23 protein-coding genes are annotated in these 19,836 nt (G+C 68.1%); 16 read left to right on the top strand and 7 right to left on the bottom strand.

Annotation, left to right across the window (positions count from 1 at the left end):
* Positions 1-25: 25 nt before the first annotated feature.
* The 7 genes from OG205_RS44940 to OG205_RS44910 all read left to right on the top strand — a co-directional run bounded on the left by OG205_RS44940 (position 26) and on the right by OG205_RS44910 (position 4,223).
* Positions 26-415: a phage holin family protein gene (locus OG205_RS44940; protein ID WP_086665100.1), complete on the top strand. Its 390-nt coding sequence runs from the start codon at positions 26-28 to the stop codon at positions 413-415.
* Complete coding sequence (locus OG205_RS44935) at positions 412-765, top strand: DUF3618 domain-containing protein (protein WP_319978938.1); 354 nt, start codon at positions 412-414, stop codon at positions 763-765. Before OG205_RS44940 ends, OG205_RS44935 begins: the two co-directional genes overlap by 4 nt.
* On the top strand, positions 762-1,031 hold the full coding sequence (locus OG205_RS44930; RefSeq protein ID WP_330273831.1) for a DUF4235 domain-containing protein: 270 nt from the start codon (positions 762-764) through the stop codon (positions 1,029-1,031). Before OG205_RS44935 ends, OG205_RS44930 begins: the two co-directional genes overlap by 4 nt.
* An 85-nt stretch (positions 1,032-1,116) precedes the next feature.
* Positions 1,117-1,965 (top strand): chorismate transformation enzyme, FkbO/Hyg5 family, encoded by an 849-nt coding sequence (locus OG205_RS44925; RefSeq protein WP_330278373.1) that lies wholly within the window; start codon positions 1,117-1,119, stop codon positions 1,963-1,965.
* Positions 1,966-2,003: 38 nt separating this feature from the next.
* Entirely contained in the window at positions 2,004-2,522 is a 519-nt protein-coding gene (locus tag OG205_RS44920) for a VOC family protein (protein WP_330273830.1), read from the top strand.
* A gap of 13 nt (positions 2,523-2,535) precedes the next feature.
* Positions 2,536-3,624 carry an S-(hydroxymethyl)mycothiol dehydrogenase gene (locus OG205_RS44915; RefSeq protein ID WP_330273829.1) on the top strand — a complete coding sequence of 363 codons (1,089 nt, stop codon included), beginning with the start codon at positions 2,536-2,538 and terminating at the stop codon, positions 3,622-3,624.
* Positions 3,624-4,223 carry an MBL fold metallo-hydrolase gene (locus tag OG205_RS44910; protein ID WP_330273828.1) on the top strand — a complete coding sequence of 200 codons (600 nt, stop codon included), beginning with the start codon at positions 3,624-3,626 and terminating at the stop codon, positions 4,221-4,223. The genes OG205_RS44915 and OG205_RS44910 overlap by 1 nt, the downstream gene beginning before the upstream one ends.
* 3 nt (positions 4,224-4,226) lie before the next feature.
* Here OG205_RS44910 and OG205_RS44905 read toward each other — a convergent pair whose 3' ends face one another.
* Complete coding sequence (locus tag OG205_RS44905) at positions 4,227-4,985, bottom strand: enoyl-CoA hydratase/isomerase family protein (protein ID WP_330273827.1); 759 nt, start codon at positions 4,983-4,985, stop codon at positions 4,227-4,229.
* 104 nt (positions 4,986-5,089) lie between these two features.
* Between OG205_RS44905 and OG205_RS44900 the strand changes: the two genes are divergently transcribed.
* The 3 genes from OG205_RS44900 to OG205_RS44890 all read left to right on the top strand — a co-directional run bounded on the left by OG205_RS44900 (position 5,090) and on the right by OG205_RS44890 (position 8,425).
* A complete protein-coding gene (locus OG205_RS44900; protein ID WP_319978930.1) occupies positions 5,090-6,058 on the top strand; it encodes a DUF2332 family protein in 969 nt (322 codons plus the stop codon).
* Positions 6,059-6,069: 11 nt separating this feature from the next.
* Positions 6,070-6,987, top strand: coding sequence for a hypothetical protein (locus OG205_RS44895; RefSeq protein WP_330273826.1), 918 nt, complete (start codon positions 6,070-6,072; stop codon positions 6,985-6,987).
* Between the two features lie 70 nt (positions 6,988-7,057).
* Positions 7,058-8,425, top strand: coding sequence for a glycoside hydrolase family 28 protein (locus tag OG205_RS44890; protein ID WP_330273825.1), 1,368 nt, complete (start codon positions 7,058-7,060; stop codon positions 8,423-8,425).
* Here the strand turns inward: OG205_RS44890 and OG205_RS44885 are convergent, their stop codons facing one another.
* Entirely contained in the window at positions 8,426-9,160 is a 735-nt protein-coding gene (locus OG205_RS44885) for an SDR family oxidoreductase (RefSeq protein WP_330273824.1), read from the bottom strand.
* Positions 9,161-9,228: 68 nt separating this feature from the next.
* Between OG205_RS44885 and OG205_RS44880 the strand changes: the two genes are divergently transcribed.
* Positions 9,229-10,011 (top strand): helix-turn-helix transcriptional regulator, encoded by a 783-nt coding sequence (locus OG205_RS44880; RefSeq protein ID WP_330273823.1) that lies wholly within the window; start codon positions 9,229-9,231, stop codon positions 10,009-10,011.
* On the opposite strand, the gene OG205_RS44875 is transcribed toward OG205_RS44880, so the two are convergent.
* Entirely contained in the window at positions 10,008-10,826 is an 819-nt protein-coding gene (locus OG205_RS44875) for an esterase/lipase family protein (RefSeq protein WP_330273822.1), read from the bottom strand. The two genes, OG205_RS44880 and OG205_RS44875, sit on opposite strands and share 4 nt — an antisense overlap.
* 221 nt (positions 10,827-11,047) lie before the next feature.
* Between OG205_RS44875 and OG205_RS44870 the strand changes: the two genes are divergently transcribed.
* Positions 11,048-12,643, top strand: coding sequence for a WS/DGAT/MGAT family O-acyltransferase (locus tag OG205_RS44870; protein ID WP_330273821.1), 1,596 nt, complete (start codon positions 11,048-11,050; stop codon positions 12,641-12,643).
* A 128-nt stretch (positions 12,644-12,771) separates the two neighbouring features.
* On the top strand, positions 12,772-13,197 hold the full coding sequence (locus OG205_RS44865; protein ID WP_330273820.1) for a hypothetical protein: 426 nt from the start codon (positions 12,772-12,774) through the stop codon (positions 13,195-13,197).
* Here OG205_RS44865 and OG205_RS44860 read toward each other — a convergent pair.
* The 3 genes from OG205_RS44860 to OG205_RS44850 are packed head-to-tail and all read right to left on the bottom strand — an operon-like array spanning position 13,107 to position 15,470.
* On the bottom strand, positions 13,107-14,021 hold the full coding sequence (locus OG205_RS44860; RefSeq protein WP_330273819.1) for an alpha/beta fold hydrolase: 915 nt from the start codon (positions 14,019-14,021) through the stop codon (positions 13,107-13,109). The two genes, OG205_RS44865 and OG205_RS44860, sit on opposite strands and share 91 nt — an antisense overlap.
* A 43-nt stretch (positions 14,022-14,064) precedes the next feature.
* Positions 14,065-14,904, bottom strand: a complete 840-nt coding sequence (locus OG205_RS44855) for a hypothetical protein (RefSeq protein WP_330273818.1) — start codon at positions 14,902-14,904, stop codon at positions 14,065-14,067.
* On the bottom strand, positions 14,901-15,470 hold the full coding sequence (locus tag OG205_RS44850; RefSeq protein ID WP_330273817.1) for an RNA polymerase sigma factor: 570 nt from the start codon (positions 15,468-15,470) through the stop codon (positions 14,901-14,903). The genes OG205_RS44855 and OG205_RS44850 overlap by 4 nt, the downstream gene beginning before the upstream one ends.
* Positions 15,471-15,541: 71 nt before the next feature.
* Here OG205_RS44850 and OG205_RS44845 point away from each other — a divergent pair, with 71 nt between their 5' ends.
* On the top strand, positions 15,542-16,447 hold the full coding sequence (locus tag OG205_RS44845) for a phosphotransferase (RefSeq protein ID WP_330273816.1): 906 nt from the start codon (positions 15,542-15,544) through the stop codon (positions 16,445-16,447).
* 157 nt (positions 16,448-16,604) lie between these two features.
* Here OG205_RS44845 and OG205_RS44840 read toward each other — a convergent pair whose 3' ends face one another.
* A complete protein-coding gene (locus tag OG205_RS44840; protein WP_442916694.1) occupies positions 16,605-18,284 on the bottom strand; it encodes a discoidin domain-containing protein in 1,680 nt (559 codons plus the stop codon).
* 286 nt (positions 18,285-18,570) lie between these two features.
* Between OG205_RS44840 and OG205_RS44835 the strand changes: the two genes are divergently transcribed.
* Positions 18,571-18,660 carry a putative leader peptide gene (locus tag OG205_RS44835; protein ID WP_319978918.1) on the top strand — a complete coding sequence of 30 codons (90 nt, stop codon included), beginning with the start codon at positions 18,571-18,573 and terminating at the stop codon, positions 18,658-18,660.
* Between the two features lie 41 nt (positions 18,661-18,701).
* On the top strand, positions 18,702-19,817 hold the full coding sequence (locus tag OG205_RS44830) for an ROK family transcriptional regulator (RefSeq protein ID WP_330273815.1): 1,116 nt from the start codon (positions 18,702-18,704) through the stop codon (positions 19,815-19,817).
* The last annotated feature ends 19 nt before the right edge of the window (positions 19,818-19,836 follow it).

The following is a 19,836-nucleotide window of genomic DNA, read 5'->3' as shown; positions in this document are numbered from 1 at the left end:
CCGCACCTGTGGGTACCTGACGTGCATGAACACCGACACGTCGACCGCACAGCTGGTACACCAGCTGTCCGAGCAGGTGAGCAGGCTCGCGCGCGATGAGATCCGTCTCGCTGTCGCGGAGCTGAAGGACAAGGGCAAGCACGCCGGTGTCGGCGCCGGGATGTTCGGCGCGGCCGGCGTGTTCGCGTGGTGGGGTGGGCTCAGCGTCGTCGCGGGCCTGATCCTGCTGCTGGCACTCGTAGTACCGCCGTGGGCGGCCGCATTGATCGTCGCGGCCGCCCTTCTGCTGTTCGCGGGCATCTTCGCGCTCGTGGGCAAGGGCCAGGTCAAGCAGGCCGCGCCCCCGGTGCCGAGGCAGGCGATGGACAACGTCCAGCAGGACATCGCGACGATCAAGGAGAGTGCGCACCGATGAGCGACCCCAAGGAAGAGCTGCAGCGCGACGTCGAACGCACCCGGCGCGAGCTGGGTGAGACCGTGGAAGCGTTGGCGCACAAGGTGGACGTGCCCGGCCGGGTCAAGGAGCAGGCGCACGAGACGGCCGAGCGGGTGAAGGGACAGGCCCAGGAGACGGCCGTCCGGGTGAAGGAGCAGGCACACGAGACGGTCGCGAAGATGACCGCCGCCACCAACCAGGCGGTCGACTCGCTGCCCGAGCCCGTCGCCGTCCAGGTCGAGAAGGCTCGTCGCCACCCCGGCGCCATGGCAGCGGCTCTGATCGCGCTCATCGTGGCGATCTGGGCGATCTCGAGGAGGAACCGATGAAGCTCCTGTACCGCCCGCTGGGAATGCTGGTCGGCGCGCTGGGAGGCTTCCTCGCAAGCGCGATCTTCGGTCAGATCTGGAAACTCGTGGCGGGCGACAAAGAAGCGCCCAGCGCCACCATGCGCAACCGCGCCTGGACCGAGGTGCTGATGGCGGCGGCGTTGCAGGGCGCCATCTTCGGCCTGGTCAAGGCCGCCATCGACCGCGGCGGTGCCAAGGGTTTCCAGAAGCTGACGGGCGAATGGCCCGGTGACGAAGAAGATTGAGCACCTGTCCGTCCAAACAAGACGCGTAGGTGCGGACGATCTGATGGCGTCCTAATCTGGCCCGGTCCCCTGGGAAAGGCCAGTGATGACTCGTCAGGTGCGGGCTCGTGCGCTGTCTTCGACGTTCGAGCCGCTCACCGCCGTTCCGGACGACCCGGCCCGTTCACGACTGGGGGTCGTCAAGTTCGCCGGCACGTCCTTCAACCCCGTGGTGAAGGCCGGGTATCCGGAACTGACGGTGCATCTGGCCGACGAGGGCAGTGGCTTCGCGGAGGTCTGGACGAGCGCGCACGGCGTGGAATCCGGTGAGCACAAGGCGATCGCCTATGCGCACGACGGCGAGTACCTGTTCTGCGCCGGGCGGATCCCGCCGTGCGACGAGCACACCTACGCGGGCCGGCTGGCGTTCCGGGCAGCGCTGGAACTGGCCGGCAAGCTCGGCTACCACCACGTCTTCCGGATGTGGAACTACCTGCAGGACCTCAGCCCCCGGACCTACCGCGAGTTCCTGCTGGGCCAGGCGGAGGCGTTCGCGCGGCGGCCGGTGACGTGGAGCGGCCTGACCGCCGCCACGGTCGTCGGCTCGCTCGGCGGCGGCATCGCGTTCCACTTCCTGGCCTGCCGGACGGGCGAGCCGGTCACGATCATCTCCCCCAGCGGCGCGCGCGGCGTCTACGCGCACGGGCGGCTGTACTTCTCGGCTCCTTCGCTCGACGACGCCGAGGAGCTGATGAGCACGGCGAATCTCGCCCAGTGGGGTGTCGACGACGGGTTCGGGCTGCACGACGTGTCGTCGTTGAAGATCTACGCCCGGCAACCGGGTGATCTTTCGCAGGTCGAGGCCCGCCTGGATCCCGCGGCCTCGGTGGCGTTCCTGCAGGCCACACTGCTCTCCCGGGCCGACGCGGTGGAGTTCGAGGGCATCGCCGGGTAGGCCTGCGGACGTTTGAATCCTCAACTACTCTGACGCGCATGCCACAGCCAGAGGGTGATGACCTCGCCGCGATCCGGGCCAAGCGCGACGAGCTGCGCAAGAGGTACGTGAAGCCGCTCGCCGAACGGGGCGGGTCGCCCACGCAGGGCGTTCACCACATCGCGTTGATCTGCAAGGACGTCGAGGAGACCATCCGGTTCTACCAGGAGTTCCTCGGCTTCCCGCTGGTCGAGCTCGTGGAGAACCGCGACTACAACGGCTCCAGCCACTTCTTCTTCGACCTCGGGGCCAAGAACCTGCTGGGGTTCTTCGACTTCCCCGGCCACGACCACCCGCCGTTCTCCGAGACGATCGGCGCCGTTCAGCACCTGGCCCTGTCGACCTCCCCCGAGCGGTTCGACGAGATCAAGTCCAAGCTGGACGAGGCGGGGATCGAGTACCTGGGCCCCGACCGCGGCGTCGAGGACAGCCTGTACATCCGCGACCCCAACGGTGTAGGGATTGAGTTCTACCGGGAAGAACTCGGCAAGTTCGAAGGCACGACACTGATCAACTGAGGACGGAGTCGCAGTGGCGCAAGAGGTCAAGGGCATCGTCGCCCGGGGCAAGGGACAACCGGTGGAACTGACCTCGGTGCTGGTGCCCGATCCCGGTCCCGGCGAGGCAGTGGTGAAGATCCAGGCGTGCGGTGTCTGCCACACCGACCTGCACTACCGCGAGGGCGGCATCAACGACGACTTCCCGTTCCTGCTCGGCCACGAGGCCGCGGGCGTCGTGGAGTCGGTCGGTGAAGGCGTTTCGGACCTGGCGCCCGGCGACTTCGTCGTGCTGAACTGGCGCGCGGTCTGCGGCACGTGCCGCGCCTGTCGTCGTGGCAAGCCCTGGTACTGCTTCTCGACGTTCAACGCGTCGCAGCCGATGACGTTGGTGGACGGCACGAAGTTGTCCCCCGCGCTGGGCATCGGCGCGTTCGTGGAGAAGACCCTGGTCCACTCCGGACAGTGCACGAAGGTCGACCCGTCCGCCCGCGCCGCCGCTGTCGGCCTGCTGGGCTGCGGTGTGATGGCCGGCGTCGGCGCCGCCATGAACACGGGTGGTGTGGGCCACGGCGACTCGGTGGCCGTGATCGGCTGCGGCGGTGTCGGTGACGGCGCCATCGCGGGCGCCCGCCTCGCCGGTGCCGCGAAGATCATCGCGGTGGACACCGACCCGCAGAAGCTGGAGTGGGCCAAGGGTTTCGGCGCCACGCACACCATCAACGCACGCGAGGTCGACGACGTCGTCGTCGCCATCCAGGACCTGACGGACTCGTTCGGCGCGGACGTCGTGATCGACGCGGTCGGCCGTCCCGAGACGTGGAAGCAGGCGTTCTACGCCCGCGACCTCGCCGGAACCGTTGTCCTGGTGGGCGTTCCGACGCCGGACATGCAGCTCGAGATGCCGCTGATCGACTTCTTCTCGCGTGGCGGCGCCCTGAAGTCCTCGTGGTACGGCGACTGCCTGCCCACGCGCGACTTCCCGATGCTGGTGGACCTGTACCAGCAGGGCCGCTTCGACCTGGACGCGTTCGTCAGCGAGGAGATCCCGCTGGACGGCGTCGAGGGCGCGTTCGAGAAGATGCACCGCGGCGAGGTCCTGCGATCGGTCGTGGTGTTCTGATGACCCTTCGCGTTGATCACACCGTCACGTCCGGCACCTTCTCGCTGGACGGCGAGACCTTCGACGTCGACAACAACGTCTGGGTCATCGGGGACAGCAATGAGTGCGTTGTCATTGACGCCCCGCACGACGTGGACGCGATCCTCAAGGTCGTGGGCGGGCGTCGCGTGGTGGCGATTCTGCTGACCCACGCGCACGACGACCACGTCCGGGTCGCGCCGGACCTGGCGCACGCCACCGGTGCGCCGCTGGCGTTGCATCAGGCCGACCACGTGGTGTGGAACCTGACGCATACGGGCGTGATCCCGCACCAGGCGCTGGAAGACGGCCAGGTGCTCACGGTGGCAGGCGAGGAGATCCACGTGCTGCACACGCCAGGGCATTCGCCTGGCGCCGTGTGCTTCTACGTGCCGTCGCTGGGCGCGGTGTTCACGGGCGACACGCTGTTCCAGGGTGGACCTGGGGCGACCGGGCGGTCGTTCTCGGACCGGCCGACGATCGAGGCGTCGATCCGGGAGAAGCTGCTGACGCTGCCCGGCGAGACCGTGGTGCACACCGGGCACGGCGCGGACACCACGATCGCCGCCGAGGTGTTCTAGACGCTAGAACCGCGGAGGTCGCTTCTCCAGGAACGCCGTCACGCCCTCGGCGTAGTCGGCGCTGGAGGCGGCCTCCGCGTACAGCGCGCGCACGAAGTCGTCCTCGTGCCCGCCGTCGGTGATCGAGTTGATGATCTTCTTGGCGCCCCGCACCGACACCTGCGCGCGGCCCGCGATCTGTTCGGAGAGTTCCTTCACGCGGGCGTCCAAGGACTCGACGACCTCGTTGACGAGCCCGATCCGCAGGGCCGTCGAAGCATCGATCAGATCGGCCGAGAACAGGATCTGCTTCGCCCAGGCCGGGCCCACCGCGTCGACCAACGCCTTCGTGGACGTGAAGTTGTAAACGATGCCGAGTTTCGCGGGCGTGATGCCGAATCGGGCATCGGAAGATGCCACCCGAATGTCGCAGGCGAGGGCGATCTCGCAGCCTCCGCCGACGCAGAAACCGGAAATCGCGGCAATCGTGGGTTTGTCCAGCTGGGCAATGGCGCGTTCACCGTTGTGCACCGCCTCGCCGTAGTGCGCGGCGCCCTCAGCACCCCGGCGCAACGTGGAGAACTCGGCGATGTCGGCGCCGGCGGAGAAGTGGTCGCCGCCCCGGATCACCAGCGCGCGGATGCTCTCATCTGCGGAAACGTCAGCCAGGAGCCCTGGGATGGCCGACCACATCTCGTACGACATCGCGTTGCGCTTGGCCGGACGGTTGATCGTCAACGTGGCGACCGGACCGGCCGCGGACAGCTCCAGGAACTCGCTCACCCGCCGCACGATACCTACCGCCTTCTGACGGCTCGCGCGGTCTCAGCTGGGTGGTATTGCGTTCACCTCCTTGTAAGGTCCCTCTGCCGGGGAGGGGAGGAAACGTGACCGCGGCCGCCATCGGCGCTTCCACGCTGCGCACGCTCGCGGTGCGGTTGCGCACCAGTGCGCCGGTGTCCGCGCGCATCCTCTCCGAACTCGCCAGTGAACTCGACCGGGGCGGGCCCGTGGCGGACCTGCTGTGTTCGCACAGTGCCGTGCACAGCCCGCTGTTCGGCATCCAGGCGCTCGCGGGCGTGCGGTTGCTGATGTTGTCGGGCAAGGCGCCGGAACTCAGTCAGCGGTTCGCGAGCGCGCACGCGGCGGCGATGGCCGGGGAGTCCGATTCCACGGCGCTGCTCGCGTGGCTGGCGGCACGGCGCGCGATCGTCGAGAACGCGGGCGAGATCCTGGCCGCGCTCGACCGGACCGTCCAGCAGCACCAGCCGAAGACGGCCGGGTTCCTGCTCCGCGGGCTCACGATGATCGGGGCGCCGAAGGTCCGGCTACTCGAACTCGGTGCGTGCGCCGGGCTGAACCTCATCCTCGACCACTACCGCTGGTTCGGGCTCGGCTGGGAGTGGGGCGACAAGGACTCGCCGGTGCGGCTGGCCGCGGTCGGGCCGCAGCCGCCGAACCTGGAGATCGTCGACAGGGCCGGCTGCGACCTGCAGCCACGCGATCCCGCCGACCCCAAGCACGCGATGATCCTGCACTCGTTCATCCCGCCCGAGCACGACGCGCTGCGGTGGGACCTCGACGACGCCATCGAACTGGCCGCCAAGGTCGGCGTGAAGGTCGCGCGCTCCCCCGCCGGGCGGTGGTTGCGCGAGAACCTCGTGCCGCCAGAAGAGCGCGGCACGTACACGGTGATCTGGCACAGCTCGTTCTGGGCGTACCTGACCGAGGACGAACGCCACGAGATCGAGACGACGCTGACCGCGGCGGCCGGGTCGATGCCACTCGCGCGCGTCGCCTACGAGTCGACAGACTTTCGCTCAAACCCCCGCCTGACGGTCACCATCTACAGCTAACCTCCGGCGTCGTGAAAACGATCCGTGCCTCCCTGCTGGCCGTCGCTCTCTTCACCACGGCCCTCACCGCGCCCGCCCAGGCCGCGGTCTCGGACTACGACCTGGCGCTGCACTGGGCGCCGGTCCACCACCAGGACACCGACGACTCGGACGCAGACGCCGACTACCTGTCCTCTGTGGACTTCGACGGCGACTGGAACACGCTGAACAACTGGGAGAACCAGACCCAGCTCGCGAAACTCACCGGCGCCGCGTACTACTCGGTGGTCGAGACGTCCACGCACTGGTTCCTCGTCTACAGCTTCTTCCACCCGCGCGACTGGGACGACCAGCCCGACCCGTTCGGCACCAGGACCCACGAGAACGACCTGGAGGGCACCCTGTTCGTCGTCCGCAAGGACGCCGGGTTCGGCCAGCTCGAAGCCGCGGTCACGGTGGCGCACAGCGACTTCTACTCCTACGTGCCCGCCGGGTCGCCGTACCAGAACGGCTCGGAGACCATCGACGGCACGCTGCTGCTGGTCAACGGCCGCCCCGCCACGTTCCAGGAGGCCAAGGGCCACGGCCTGTACCGCTGGAGCGGCACCGACTTCCCCGGCGGCGACGGCGTGATCTACCAGCCCGCCACCACCGGCGAGGTGCCGTCGGGCGGCAACGACCGCAGCGTCGGCTACCGCCTGGTGAACTCCCTCGACGCCAACGGGATGTGGGCGCGCCGCAACAACGCGGAGACTTACTCGTCGTTCGGCACCTTCCGCGGTGACAACGGCAAGGACAACGCCGCCAACGCGCCGTGGGGCTGGGACGACCAGAACGACGGCGCGATCTACCGCGGCTACCTGGCCACCGATCCGGCCCTGGTGATCGACAAGTACTTCGGCAACAAGGGCGCCTTCAGCCTCACCTACACGCGCAACGCCTTCCGCTGACCCAGCGCAAACGTTTACAGTCTTTCTGTAACACACCGCCGCCGTCACGCCTCCCACCGGAAGAGGACGCATGGACGGCAGGATCAACCGCAGGCTGCTGATGAAGTCCACCATCGTGGCCGCGGTCGCAACACCGGCCCTGACAGCGACCGCGCTCGCGGTCGCTGTCCCCACATTGCCCTGGCCGGCCGCCAACGAGATCGTGCGGAACACGAAACTCCCGTCGTTCCCGGACCGAAATTTCGACGCGACGGCCTACGGCGCCAAGGGCGACAACAAGACCGACAACACCGACGCGTTCAAGAAGGCCATCGCCGCCTGCAACGCCGCGGGCGGCGGGCACGTGATCGTCCCGAACGGCACCTACGTCACGGGCGCGATCCATCTGCTGAGCAACGTCGACTTCCACCTCGAGGACGGCGTGCTGCTCAAGTTCTCCGGCGACGCCTCGAAGTTCCCGACGGTGCTCACGCGCTACGAGGGCATCGAGTGCATGAACCGCTCCCCCATGGTCTACGCGCACAAGCAGACCAACATCGCCATCACCGGCAGGGGCACGCTCGACGCGGGCGCCACCGGTGGCTGGAACAAGGGCAGCGACCGGTCGTACCTGGAGTCGTTGGTGGCCAAGGGAACCCCGCCCGAGAAGCGCGTGGTTCCCGGCTCCGGCAAGAACATGCGCTCGACGTTCATCGAGCCCTACGACTGCGACGCGGTGCTGATCCAGGGCCTCACGCTGAAGAACCCCAAGTTCTGGCAGATCCATCCCACGCTCTGCAAGAACGTCACGGTCGACGACGTGCACACCGACCCGACCACGTCCGCCAACAACACCGACGCGTGCGACCCGGAATCGTGCGACCACGTCGTGATCTCCAACAGCGACCTCGGCGCGCACGACGACAACGTGGCGATCAAGTCGGGCCGCGACGAGGACGGCCGCAGGATCAACGTGCCGTGCCAGAACATCGTCGTCGTCAACTGCCGCATGAACGGCAACTGGGGCGCCATCACGTGCGGCTCCGAGCAGACCGGCGGTATCCGCAACGTCTACGGCTACCGGCTGAACTGCGTCAACGCCACCAAGTTCGCCCTGTACGTCAAGTCGAACACCCAGCGCGGCGGCTTCTCGCAGAACATCAACCTGGACAGCGTGTCCGGCGTCTTCGGGCGCGCGTTCATCTACGTCACCACGACCTACAACTCGCAGACGGGCGGCAACGTGCCGAGGTTCGGGCCGTTCTCCGTCTCGAACTCCAGCTGCACCAAGGCTTCCAAGGTCCTCGACGTGTCCGGCCTCGCGCAGGAGCACGTCAAGGGCCTCGACCTGCGCGACTCCAAGTTCAACGGCCTCGACAGCACCACCAACACCGTCAAGAACGTCGACGGACTGAAGTTCACCAACGTCACCGGCAACGGAAAGCCGATGACCAAGTAGCTAAGCCTGGGCAGTCGGCCGCACGGCGATCTCGTTCACGTCGACGTCGGCCGGCTGCTCGATCGCGAACGCGATGGCGCGGGCGATCGCGTCGGGCGGGATCGCGATCTCGTCCCGCATGCCCGCGATCCGTTCCCGCACAGCGGTGTTGCTCGACGCCTCCGCGAAATCGGTGTGCACGAAACCCGGATACACCGTGGTCACCCGCACCGAAGGACCCGCTTCCTGACGCAGGCCCTCGCAGATCGACCGGACCGCGACCTTGGTGCCCGCGTAAACCGCCATGGCCGGCACGACGGTGAACGCGGCCGTGGAGGCGGTGGTGACGAAGTGCCCTGCCTGTTGCTCGCGGAACACCGGCAGCGCCGCCGCGATGCCGTGCAGCACGCCCTTGATGTTCACGTCGACCATCTCGTCCCACTCGTCGACGCGCAGGTCGTCCAGCGGCGAGATCGGGCCGACCCCAGCGTTGCCGACGAGCACGTCGAGCCGCCCGAACCGTTCGCGGGCGAGTGCCACCAGCGAATGCAGGTCTTCGCGGCGAGTCACGTCGGTGCGCGTGTGCACGGCCGTGCCGCCGGCCTTCTCGATCCTGGCCACGAGGTCCGCGAGACGCTCCGACCGGCGTGCCCCGAGCACCAGGCGCGCGCCCCGTTCCGCGAGCAGCAGAGCGGTCGCCTCCCCGATCCCGCTGCTGGCGCCGGTGATCGCCACGACCTTGTCCTTGATTGCCATGAACCCAGACTGCGCTAGCCTCAGCCTGGTATCCAGAGCCCCTTTATTCTGGTACTGGAGGTGCCAGAATGCGGAGAACGGCCGATCAACGGCACGAACTGGGCGCGTTCCTGCGCAGCCGGCGGGAGCGGCTCACCCCGGCCGAGGCGGGTCTGCCGCGCACGGGCCGGCGCCGGACCCCCGGCCTGCGTCGGGAGGAACTCGCGGTGCTCGCGGGGATCAGCGCCACCTGGTACACGTACCTGGAGCAGGGCCGCGACGTGCAGGCGTCCGACCAGGTGCTCGGCGCGCTCGCCTCCGCACTCGGGCTCGATCCGTCCGAAAAGGACCATCTGCTCCGGCTCGCGGGCCACACCAGGCCGCAGACCCTGGAAGCAGACCCGCTGGCCGCCGAAGTGGCTGCGGTACCGGAGTTTCTGGACCCGCATCCGGCGTTCATCATCGGCGCCACCTACGACGTGCTCAGTCACAACGAGGCGGCGGCCGAGCTCTTTCCCGGTCTCCGCAAGGAGAAACCGAGCTTCGCGCGCTGGGTGTTCACCGATCCGGAGGCGCGGCACGTCCTGATCGACTGGGAACTGGAGGCCCGCGGCCTGCTCGCCCGGCTGCGCGCGCTCGCCGGCCAGCACCCCGCCGACGAGCGGTTCACCCGCCTGATCGACGACCTGCACGAGGCCAGCCAGGAGGTGCGCACCTGGTGGCCCCTCTACGACGTGCAGCCCCGGCACGGCGGCCGGAAACGCTTGCGGCACCCCGGACTCGGACCGCTCGACTACGCCTACACGGCCTTCCACCTCGCCGAGCGGCCCGACCAGACGCTGGTCGTCTACTCGGACGAACGACCGTGCTAGGCGGCGCGCGGGTACAGGCGGGCCATCCCGGGCGGCGCGGCGAAGGGCGCCCACGTGCCCTCCGCCTGTGCCAGCCGGTCAGCGACGACCCACAGAACGCTGGAGTTGAAGCCATATCCCAGGTGTGAGGACGACACCTGGACGTTCTCCTTGCGCTGTCCCGGTTCCTCGACGCACGACTCCCACGAGACGATGCCGTCGGTCTTGGAGTAGATCGACGTGGCGGGCACCGGGATCGGCGGCCGCGTCGACTCCAGCGGCGGGAACTCGTCCTTCGGGATGTGCAGCCGGGAGAACAACGCGAAAGCGGGCATTGCCCGTGACTGCACGGGATCGCTCATGTTGTACGGCGAACCCATGGTGATCACCTGGCGGACGCGGTGCGGGTGGTCGCGTGCCATCTCGCGCGCGAAGATCCCGCCCAGCGACCAGCCGACGATGGAGACCGGCCCGCCATGAGCGTCCGAGACCTTCTTCACCAAGGCGTGCATGCCGTCCACGGCCTTGCGCGTCGGCCCGATGTTGCGGCCCAGGCCCCACGGATTCACCTGATAGCCCAAACCGGACAGGAAACGGCGCAGCATCACCGTGGACGAGTCGGCGGCACCGAGGCCGGGAAAGACCAGGACCGGGTGGCCGTCACCGGACGGCGCGCCGCGCAACATCGAGCGCGTGGCCACGAACTCGCTGACGTCGAGCGCGCAGCGGGTGGGCTCGGTGAGGTACCAGAACAGGCCGGGCGCACTGCCTCTGACGAGGTGGAGGGGCGAAACAGCAGACACTTCGAAGACTTCGTCCGAAGGTACGGCAGACATAGGAGCCTCCCCACACGTCGACAACCCCGAGCCGGCGCCCTGGACGTCGTTGCCCAGTGAGTCCATGATGTTTCGTGAACGATCTTTTTGCCAGTACTTTCGAGTCTCGATTCGCCACGTACAGGTAACACGTTGGCAACCTCACAGGTGTGCACTGCCTCTCACCTGCATGGACGTCGATTGAGACGCTTTCGTCCTCTACTCTTTTTCAAGTGGATCGGATGAGCTCTCTGGACGCCAGCTTCTACTTCATCGAGGACGAGAACGTGCCCATGCACGTCGGTTCCGTCCTGGTTTTCGACGGGCCGGCCCCGTCCTACGGCGACGTGATCCGTCTCTTCCTGGCGCGCATGGACCAGGTGCCTCGCTACCGGCAGAAGGTGAAGGCACTGCCGTTCCACGTCGGTCGTCCGGTCTGGGTCGACGACGACCACTTCAACATCCTCTACCACGTGCGCCACACCGCGGTGCCGTCGCCGGGCGGGGAGGACCAGCTGCGCAACCTCGCGGGCCGGCTCTTCGCGCAGAAGCTCGACGACTCGAAGCCGCTGTGGGAGGCCTGGCTGGTCGAGGGGCTCGAAGGCGGTCGCTGGGCGATCATCTCCAAGGTCCACCACTGCATGATCGACGGAGTGTCCGGTTCGGACATGCTGCAGCTCATCCTGGACTTCCGGCAGGAGAGCGTGCTGCCGGAGCCGAAGGAGTGGAAGCCGGAGCCGCAGCCCTCCACGTTCGACCTGGTGGTCGACGGCGTGCGTGACGCCATCGTGACGCCGGTGCAGCACCTGTCCGCGTTGCCCGCCGTGGCGCGGAACGTGCGCTCGCTCAGCGAGATCATGGACTTCGGCAAGACCGTTCTCGGTTCCCTTCCCGGTACGGCGAAGCGTTTGGTGACGCGCGCGGCGACCTCTTTGAACGGTCCGATCGGACCGCACCGCCGTTGGGTGTGGGCACGGGCGAATCTGGCCGAGATCAAACAGATTCGTGTTGCCGCGGGCGGCACCGTCAACGACGTCATCCTCACGGCGATCACGCGTGGTTTCCGGGATCTGCTGGAGAAGCGCGGCGAACTGACCGAGGGCATGGTCGTGCGGACCATGGTTCCCGTGTCGATGCGGAAGTCCGACCAGCACAACGAGCTGAACAACCGCGTCAGCGCCGTGCTGGTGAACCTGCCCGTGGGCGAGGCGGACCCGGTGAAGCGCCTCGCGTCGATTCGCGCGCAGATGGACGACCTGAAGAGCTCGCGTCAGGCCGCCGGTGCCGACGTCATCACGAACCTGTCGAACTTCGCCGCGCCGACGCTGATGGCGCTGGGATCGCGGACCGCGATGCGGTTCCCGCAGCAGATCCTGCAGACCGTCACCACGAACGTCCCCGGCCCGCGCATCCCGCTCTACATGCTCGGCCGGCCGCTCGTGGAGATGTTCCCGTACGTGCCGATCGCGTCCACGATCCGGATCACCGTCGGCATCTTCTCCTACCTCGACAGGTTCACGTTCGGCATCAACGCCGACTTCGACGGTGTGCCGGACGTCCAGCTGCTCGCGGACGGCATCCGCGCCGGTTTCGACGAGATGGTCGCGCTGGCCGCCGAGGCGGCGGAGAGGGCGGAGACCGCCCAGAAGATCGTCGACGCCGCGCCTGCTGCCACGCCCGCCAGCAAGCCCGCCGTTGCCAAGCCCGTTGCCGCGAAGCCCGTTGCCGCGAAACCGGCGGCGAAGAAGCCCGCTCCCAAGCCTCGTGCCCCGCGGGCGACGACCAAGGCGGCGACCAACTCCTCTGCCAACGGTGTGAAGCCGGAGACGACGGCCTGAGACACGATCTGACGGTCCAGGCGGGCGCGCACGACCTGAACCTGACCGTAGTAGGACTCGACGCACGGCTGGGCGCCCTCGGACTGGCACTCGGTCAGGTCGACGACGTCCGCATCGAGCTGGAGGACGTGCGGTGGTCGCGCTGGCGTGCTCGCCGCGCGACCGTCGTGTGCCGGGACGTGCACGTGAACCCGCCCGCGGTCCTGGTGTCGTCGCCCGTGGAGTTCCGGGTCGAAGTGGACTTCGCGGACATTCCGGAGTTACAACCGGTCAGTTGGTTCCCGCTGACCGTCCAGTTGGTCGGCTCGGAGCTGCACGTGCGGCTGCACAAGTGGCTGCCCGCACGCGTGTTCGCCGTGCCGGAACTGCCCCGCGGCATCGAGTTGACGGGCGTCGAGCAGCTCGACGACCACTTCGTGCTGACCGGAGCCGCCCCCGTGCTGCGGGAGCGGCTCACCCTGGGTCAGCTCGCGGACGTGCTCAGGCGGTTGGCGTCCATCCAGTCCAGGACCCGCTCGGACACGACCTCGGGAATCTCCATCTGGGGCACGTGACCGACGTTCGCGTACTCGTCGTAGCGCCAATGCGGGTACTTGCGGGCCACGAACCGGGCGGAGGCGACGTTCACGAGCCGGTCCCGGTCGCCGCTCATCAGGAACACCGGTACGCGGACCTCGGACATCGCCGCGTGGTAGGCGCCGCGCTTGGAGATCGTGAACACGACACTGCGCGCGGCTTCGATGAACGCCTTGTCCAGTCCCTCGACCTTGGCGCGCTCGCCGATCAGGTGCTCGCTGGCCTGCTTGAGCTCCTCGGGGATGCCCGACGGGTCCGCGCAGACCATCTCCAGCAGGCGTTCGACCTGACGGCGGGCAGGGACGGTCTTCGACCTGGCCAGGAACCGCTCGCCGAGGCCCGGCACGGAGTACATGAAGAACGTGCCGAGCATCGCCGGGTCGGGCCGCGTCCCGAGCACCATCGGCAGGGCGGGGTCGACCAGCACCAGGCCCCTGACCAGCTCGGGGTCGTAGGCGGTCTGGAAGAGCGAGATCAGCCCGCCCATCGAGTTGCCGACCAGGATCACCGGCTCCCCCACGACCTCGCGCAGGAACCGGCCCAGCAGCCTCGTGTTGGCCTGGACCGTGGTCCGCCGGCCCTCCGGGTTGGTCAGGCCGTGCCCGGCGAGGTCGACGGCCGTGACGCGGGCCTTCTTCGCGAGCAACGGCGCCAGCAGCACCCAGTTGAGGTGCGAGCCGCCGAGGCCGTGCACGAGGACGATGCGCGGCCCGTCCGCCGGTCCGCCGAAGTCGACCCAGTGCACGGGCCCGCCGAGGTCCGCGTGGTGGCTGGTGCCGCCGAAGTTCGCCACAGTCGTCATACCAACCAGTATGTCGCTTGGTCGTACTGATCGGTAGTGAGCTTCACCGCGGCTTCCAGGGGAGCGCCGGCTCGCACTTCAGCGGGTCCATCCGCCGGTCGCCGTGGACGATCTTGCCCTCGGGGTTGACGAAGCACTTGTTCCACATGTCGCTGTCGGTGGCGATCAGGGTGCCGGCCGCGTCGTAAGCTCGCATGATCCCCTGCTCCTGCCTGTCCGGGATGACCCAGTTCGACGGGTAGTAGATCCGGACGGCGAACGTGCCGTTCGCGATCGTGGCCTCGACGGTCTTGCCCTCGATCGTGTACGTCATCCGTGCCACCCGGTCGTCGATCCTGCCGATGACCGTGCGATTGCCGGGCACACCGGCGTAGACGGGCTTCAGATTGAGGTCGCCGCCGGAGCTCGCCCCGCTGTGGTCGATCGAGAAGTGCCCGGGCAGCCAGTTCACCTCGGTGCCGGAGAAGCCCGAGTTGTACTCCATGCCGCCGACGCCCATGGTGCAGTCCAGCGCGGAGTTGTCGCTGTAGAGCAACGCCCACCGGACCTCGCCGTCGAGCAACTGGTAGAGCTTCGCCTCGCCGGTCCCGGCGATCCCGGCACAGCCCTTCTCGATCGCCTTGACGGTCTCCGGCGGCACCCCGAAGTCCGGGGTTTTCGGCGGTGGTGACGTGGTGACGTGGACAGCCGGTTGCGGCAGCGACGGGACCGGCCTGAGCACCACGACGCCGGCGGTGACGACGGCGATCACGGCCGCGGCGGCGAGGATCGGAACGGCCAGCCGGCGAGACTTGCGTCCGGTCACGGCGCGTTCGACCTCGGCGCGAATCCGTGCCTGGCGACCGGGTGGCAGGTCGCGGGTGGGCGGAAGCATGCTGGTCATCGGTCCTCCCCGGTGTGCACGAGCTCCCGGTGCTGCTGGAGCTTCGACTTCGCCTTGCTGACCCGCGCCCGCACGCTGCCTTCGGTGATGCCGAGCACCGCCGCCGCGTCCGCGTACGACACCCCCGACCACACGCACAGCGCGAGCGCCTCACGTTCGTTGCGCGGCAGCCCCGCTACGGCGTCGAGCAGGTCCTTCATCTGCCGTTGGTCGTCGAGGCGCTCCGCGACCCGGTCCGCGTGGTCGGGCACCGGCCGTTCCTCACCGACGCGCCGCAGGTTCTTCAGCCGGCGGCTGAGGGAGCGCTGCTCGTTGCGCACCACGTTCGTCGCGACCGTGAGCAGCCACGGCAGCGCCGACTCGCGCTCCAGCCGCACGTCGTCGCGCTTGCGCCAGGCCAGCAGGAACGTGGCCTGCAGGTGGTCCTCGGCTTCCGCCCAGGACGCGGTCAGCCGGAAGCAGTGGTTGTAGACCGCCTTCGCGTGCCGGTCGAACAGCACTCCGAAGGCGTGCGCATTGCCCCCAGCGGCCTGCGACCACAACGCTCGGTCGTCTTCGGTCGTCATGTCTGTTCGTGTCCGCTCGCGCCAGAAGTGTTGGCACCAGTTTCACGTGCCCGCCACTAATGTTCCGCGGTGTGGCACATCTGGGGGTGGCCGACCTCGCGGACATCGCGCAGGCGGCGTACGGCCGTGACCTGAGCGACGTGGTCCGTCTGCACGGCGGCACCAAGAAGGGCGTCTACCGCCTGACACTCGACGACGGCACGACAGGCATCGCCTACGTGTGGCGCGCGACCGAGGACTACTGGCCCACGCACGAGCACGATCCGTTGTTCGGCAACGCGAGCGGACGCGACCTGTTCCTCACCGCGCACACCGCGTTGTCCGAGGCCGGGGCGTGCGTGCCGAGGCTGGTGCTGGTCGACCGCGACGTGATCGTGGTCGAGGACCTCGGCGCCGAGTTCCTCGAAAAACTGCTCGACCACGAAACCGAAGCACTCGAACGCCTCTGGGACGACCTCGCGGCCATGCACCAGCGCATGAGCCCGCGCTACGGCCGTCCGAGCGCGCTGCAACCCTTGGACGCGCCTCCAGCGCCGGACGTGGTGCTGGAGCGGGCACTCGGGCATCTGGAAGCCTGCTGCGAGCGGGTGCCGCGGATCGCGGCCGAGCGCGATCGCCTGGAAACCCAGCTGCGGCAACGGCATTCGGTGATCGAGCCGCGCACGGCGTACGGGCTGATCCACGGCGAGCTGGGCCCCGACCACGTGCTCGTGGCGGACGGGCGGCCGGTGCTGATCGACATCGAGGGCGTGATGTTCTTCGACGTCGAGTGGGAGCACGTGTTCCTGGAACTGCGCTTCGGCCCGCACTACCGGCCGGTCGCCGGACTCGATCCGGCACGGATGTCGTTCTACCGGCTGGCGCAGCACCTGTCCCTCGTGGAGGGCCCGCTTCGCCTGCTGGACGGCGACTTCCCGCACCGGGACGCGATGCGGGAGATCGCCGAGCACAACGTGGAACGCGCCTTGAACTGCTAGTGGCGTGACTCAGAACGTCGGCGGCGAATCCGCGCTCAGCAGGGCACCTCGTGGTGCCGCCCCCACGCCCCCGTACAACCAGTACGAGAACGTGGGGGCGGCACCACGATGCACCCGTCTGACCACGAATACACCGGCAACGTTCTGAGCCACGCCACTAAATCCCGGCGTAGTCCGAGCCGAGCCACGCCTCGTCGATCCGCAGCTGTGCCTTGCCCTGCGTGGACGTCTTCTCCACCCGGACGTGCCGCGCGGTCGTGCTGGCGGGCAGGTCGATGAACTGCACCCCGCGATGGTTGGCCAGCGATCCGGACTTGACCTTCGTCCACTTGGCACCGTCGCTGGACGTGTACACGTTGTAGTTCTTGACGCGCGCGGAGTTCGACGACGGGTAGGTCGTCGAGTCCTCGCGCTGGTTCAGCGCGACGTACGCGACCTTCTTCGCCGAGCCCAGATCGAAGCGCAGTGACACCGTGCCGGCACCCGTTGCGTCCCAATAGGTCTGGTAGTTGCCGTCGGCCGCGTGCGAGGCCGGGTGACCGGACCCCGAGGCGGACGCGCTCATCGTGTACGACGAGGCCGGGATGATCCCCTCACGCTCGCCGGTCTCGACCTTGAACACCGTGTCGTACTGGTCCCAGTTCGAGATGCCGCTGAGCGTGATCGTGCCACCGGCCTGCGACCAGTTCACCGCAGCGCCCGTGCGCAGGTTCGTGACGCGACTGACCTCGTACCCGTTGTCGCGCATCTTCAACGTGCTGCCGGAGGGTTTGGTGAGCACGTGGACGTAGTGGTTGTGCGGGTTGGTCTTGGAGACGGTCGTGATGCCGTGCGCGCCGTCGTTCCAGAAGCCCGGTTTGAGCCCGCCGTTGAGATACCCGCCGCCGTACGTGCCGCCGACCGACTCCCAGATGTCGCCGAGGTAGGTGTTCGTGAAGTTGTTGAAGGCGGCCTGGTTCGAGGGGAACCTGCCGTTGACCATCGCGGTCTCCGCCATCAACGCCTTGACGTCACTGCCCGCGTTGGTGATCAGGCGTCCCAGGGTCAGCTTGTAGTCGACCGTCGAGTTCGTGCCGGAGTACCACCACGCTCCGCCGCTCGGCAGCTTGAAGCACGCCTCGATCAGCCGTGGCGCCGCCGTGTAGACCGCCTGCGGGTAGTCGTAGTTCGGCGTCATGCCGGTCTTCTGCTCGTTGCTGATCGTGTCCATGATCGCGGTGTCCTCGTTGTTGTTGCTGAGGACCATGTCCGGCCGATCGCGCCGAATCCGTTCGTACAGGCCGTTCTGCTCCCAGTAGGCGTTGTCGTTGTCGATCCAGAACCCGGCGAGCTTCGGGTAGCGCGCCATGACCTCGACGAAGTTGTCATAGCTGAACTGCCCGAACCCCGGCCGTTCCTGGAGGTTCACCGTCTTGCCCTTGTACTTCGAGTACGCGGCCGAGTCGAGCCACTCGTGCCCACCCTCGTCGTGCCACTGCGGGTCGTCGGTCATGTAGTTGATGACCTTCACACCCTCTTCGGCCGCCGCGTCGATCAGCTCGCCGAGGAAGTCCCGCTTGGTCGAGCAACTGCCGGGAATCGCCGACGGCCACGCCCGCGCATAGCCCAGCCGCGAGTGAAACGACGCCAGCACCAGGTACTGCGCGTGCAGCTTCTTCGCCTCGTCGACCCAGTACTGCGCATCCCACCCACCGCCCGTGACGGCGGCTTCCCAAGCACTGCAACTGGTGTAGCCAGGACTCGTCCGCATCCCCCAGTGCAGGAACAGCCCGGACGTGGCCGCCCGCAACCAGTCCTGCCGGGGATGCAGCACCTCGGCACGCGCCGGCGTGCTCACCCCTGCGACGAGTAGAACGGCGGTAATCAACACGCCGAGACGACGCGACATTTTGCCCACGAGCCAGCCTCCTGGTGGACGCTCCCCGCGGCGGTAGGAAGACGTGCTCGGTGTTCCGCGCAAAGGTCTACGCCACTCCGCGTCCTGACTTCAAGAGGTCATCGGAGGTCTGAGCGTGTTACATCACGAAAGGATCGATAAAGGCTCCAAATGAGCCGACCTTTCCGCGCATCTCACCACGTGGGCGTGCTTGGCCAGGACGGGACCGGGTGTCAGCATCGGTGGCATGTCCCAGGCATCCGTGCTCAGCACGCGCCGCCACGTCGACCTCCGTCGGCAGGCGAGCGCGATCTGTGCGGCACCCGCCTTCGCCTGACCGGAGATCAGACGAGCCCCTGCGAGAAGGGGAGGGACCGCATGAGCCGCACCGCCGCCACCGTGCTCAGGTCCGTGCTGGACCACGGACCCGTCGCGCGCAGCACCATCGCGCGCCTCACCGGGCTGAGTGCCGCGACCGTCACGAAGCAGTACACCGAGCTGGCCGAACGCGGGCTGGTGCGCGAGGTCGACACCCGTGTTCCGCGGGTGACGATCGGGCGGCCGCACGTGCCGGTGGACATCGACGTGGACCGGCATGTGGTGTGCGGGGTGCACATCGCTTACGGGCACACGACTTTGGCGCTCGTCGACCTGCGTGGGCGGGTGCTCGCCGAGGAACGGGAGCCGCACGACCGGCCGGCGCCGGACTGGGCGTTGCGGCGGATCGCCGAGCGGGTGCCCTCGTTCCTGCGCCGGCACGACCGCGTGCCGATCGGGGTCGGGGTGGCCACCGGCGGGCGCGTGGACGGCGGCACGATCGTCGAGCACAGCCAGCTCGGCTGGAAGGGCGTGCGCGCCAAGGAGTTTCTGACCACAGCGCTCGACATGGCGGTTCAGGTCGAGTCGCACTCGAGGGCACTCGCGCGGGCCGAGCAGCTCTTCGGGGCTGACCCCAGAGCCCGCACCAGCTTGGTACATCTGTTCGTGGGCAACGTGGTCGACGCGGCCATCGTCACCGGCGGCGCCGTGCACAGCGGGCCGGGTGGTGCGGCGGGCGAGATCGCGCACCTCCGGCTGCGGCACGACGACACGCCCTGTCCCTGTGGGCGGCGCGGGTGTCTTCAGGCCGCGACGTCGAATCGGACGCTCGCGGAACGGGCCGCGCGGGCCGGGATCATCGCGGAACCGTCGCTGGACGTGCTGATCGAGGCCGGCCAGCAGGGTGATCCACGCGCGATCGAGTTGTTCCGGCGGCGGTCGAGGCTGGTCGGGCAGGCCGCTCAGCTGCTGCTCGACGTGATCAACCCGGACGTGCTCGTGGTCGTGGAGGCCGGTGCGATCCTCATTCCCGGATGCTGGGAGCAATTGACATCGGAAATCAGCGAACGTAATAGCGACGTCATTCAGACCAGTTTCGGCAGCGACGTTCTCAGTGTCGCGGCTGGAAGCGTAGTGCTCAGTGAGATCTACGGCGGTCCGACTTATTTTTCCTGAGCGGAAAATAGACATCGAC

It is taken from the genome of Lentzea sp. NBC_00516 (assembly GCF_036346835.1).
Lineage (GTDB): Bacteria > Actinomycetota > Actinomycetes > Mycobacteriales > Pseudonocardiaceae > Lentzea > Lentzea sokolovensis.
This window is presented reverse-complemented; position numbering and strand designations above follow the sequence as displayed.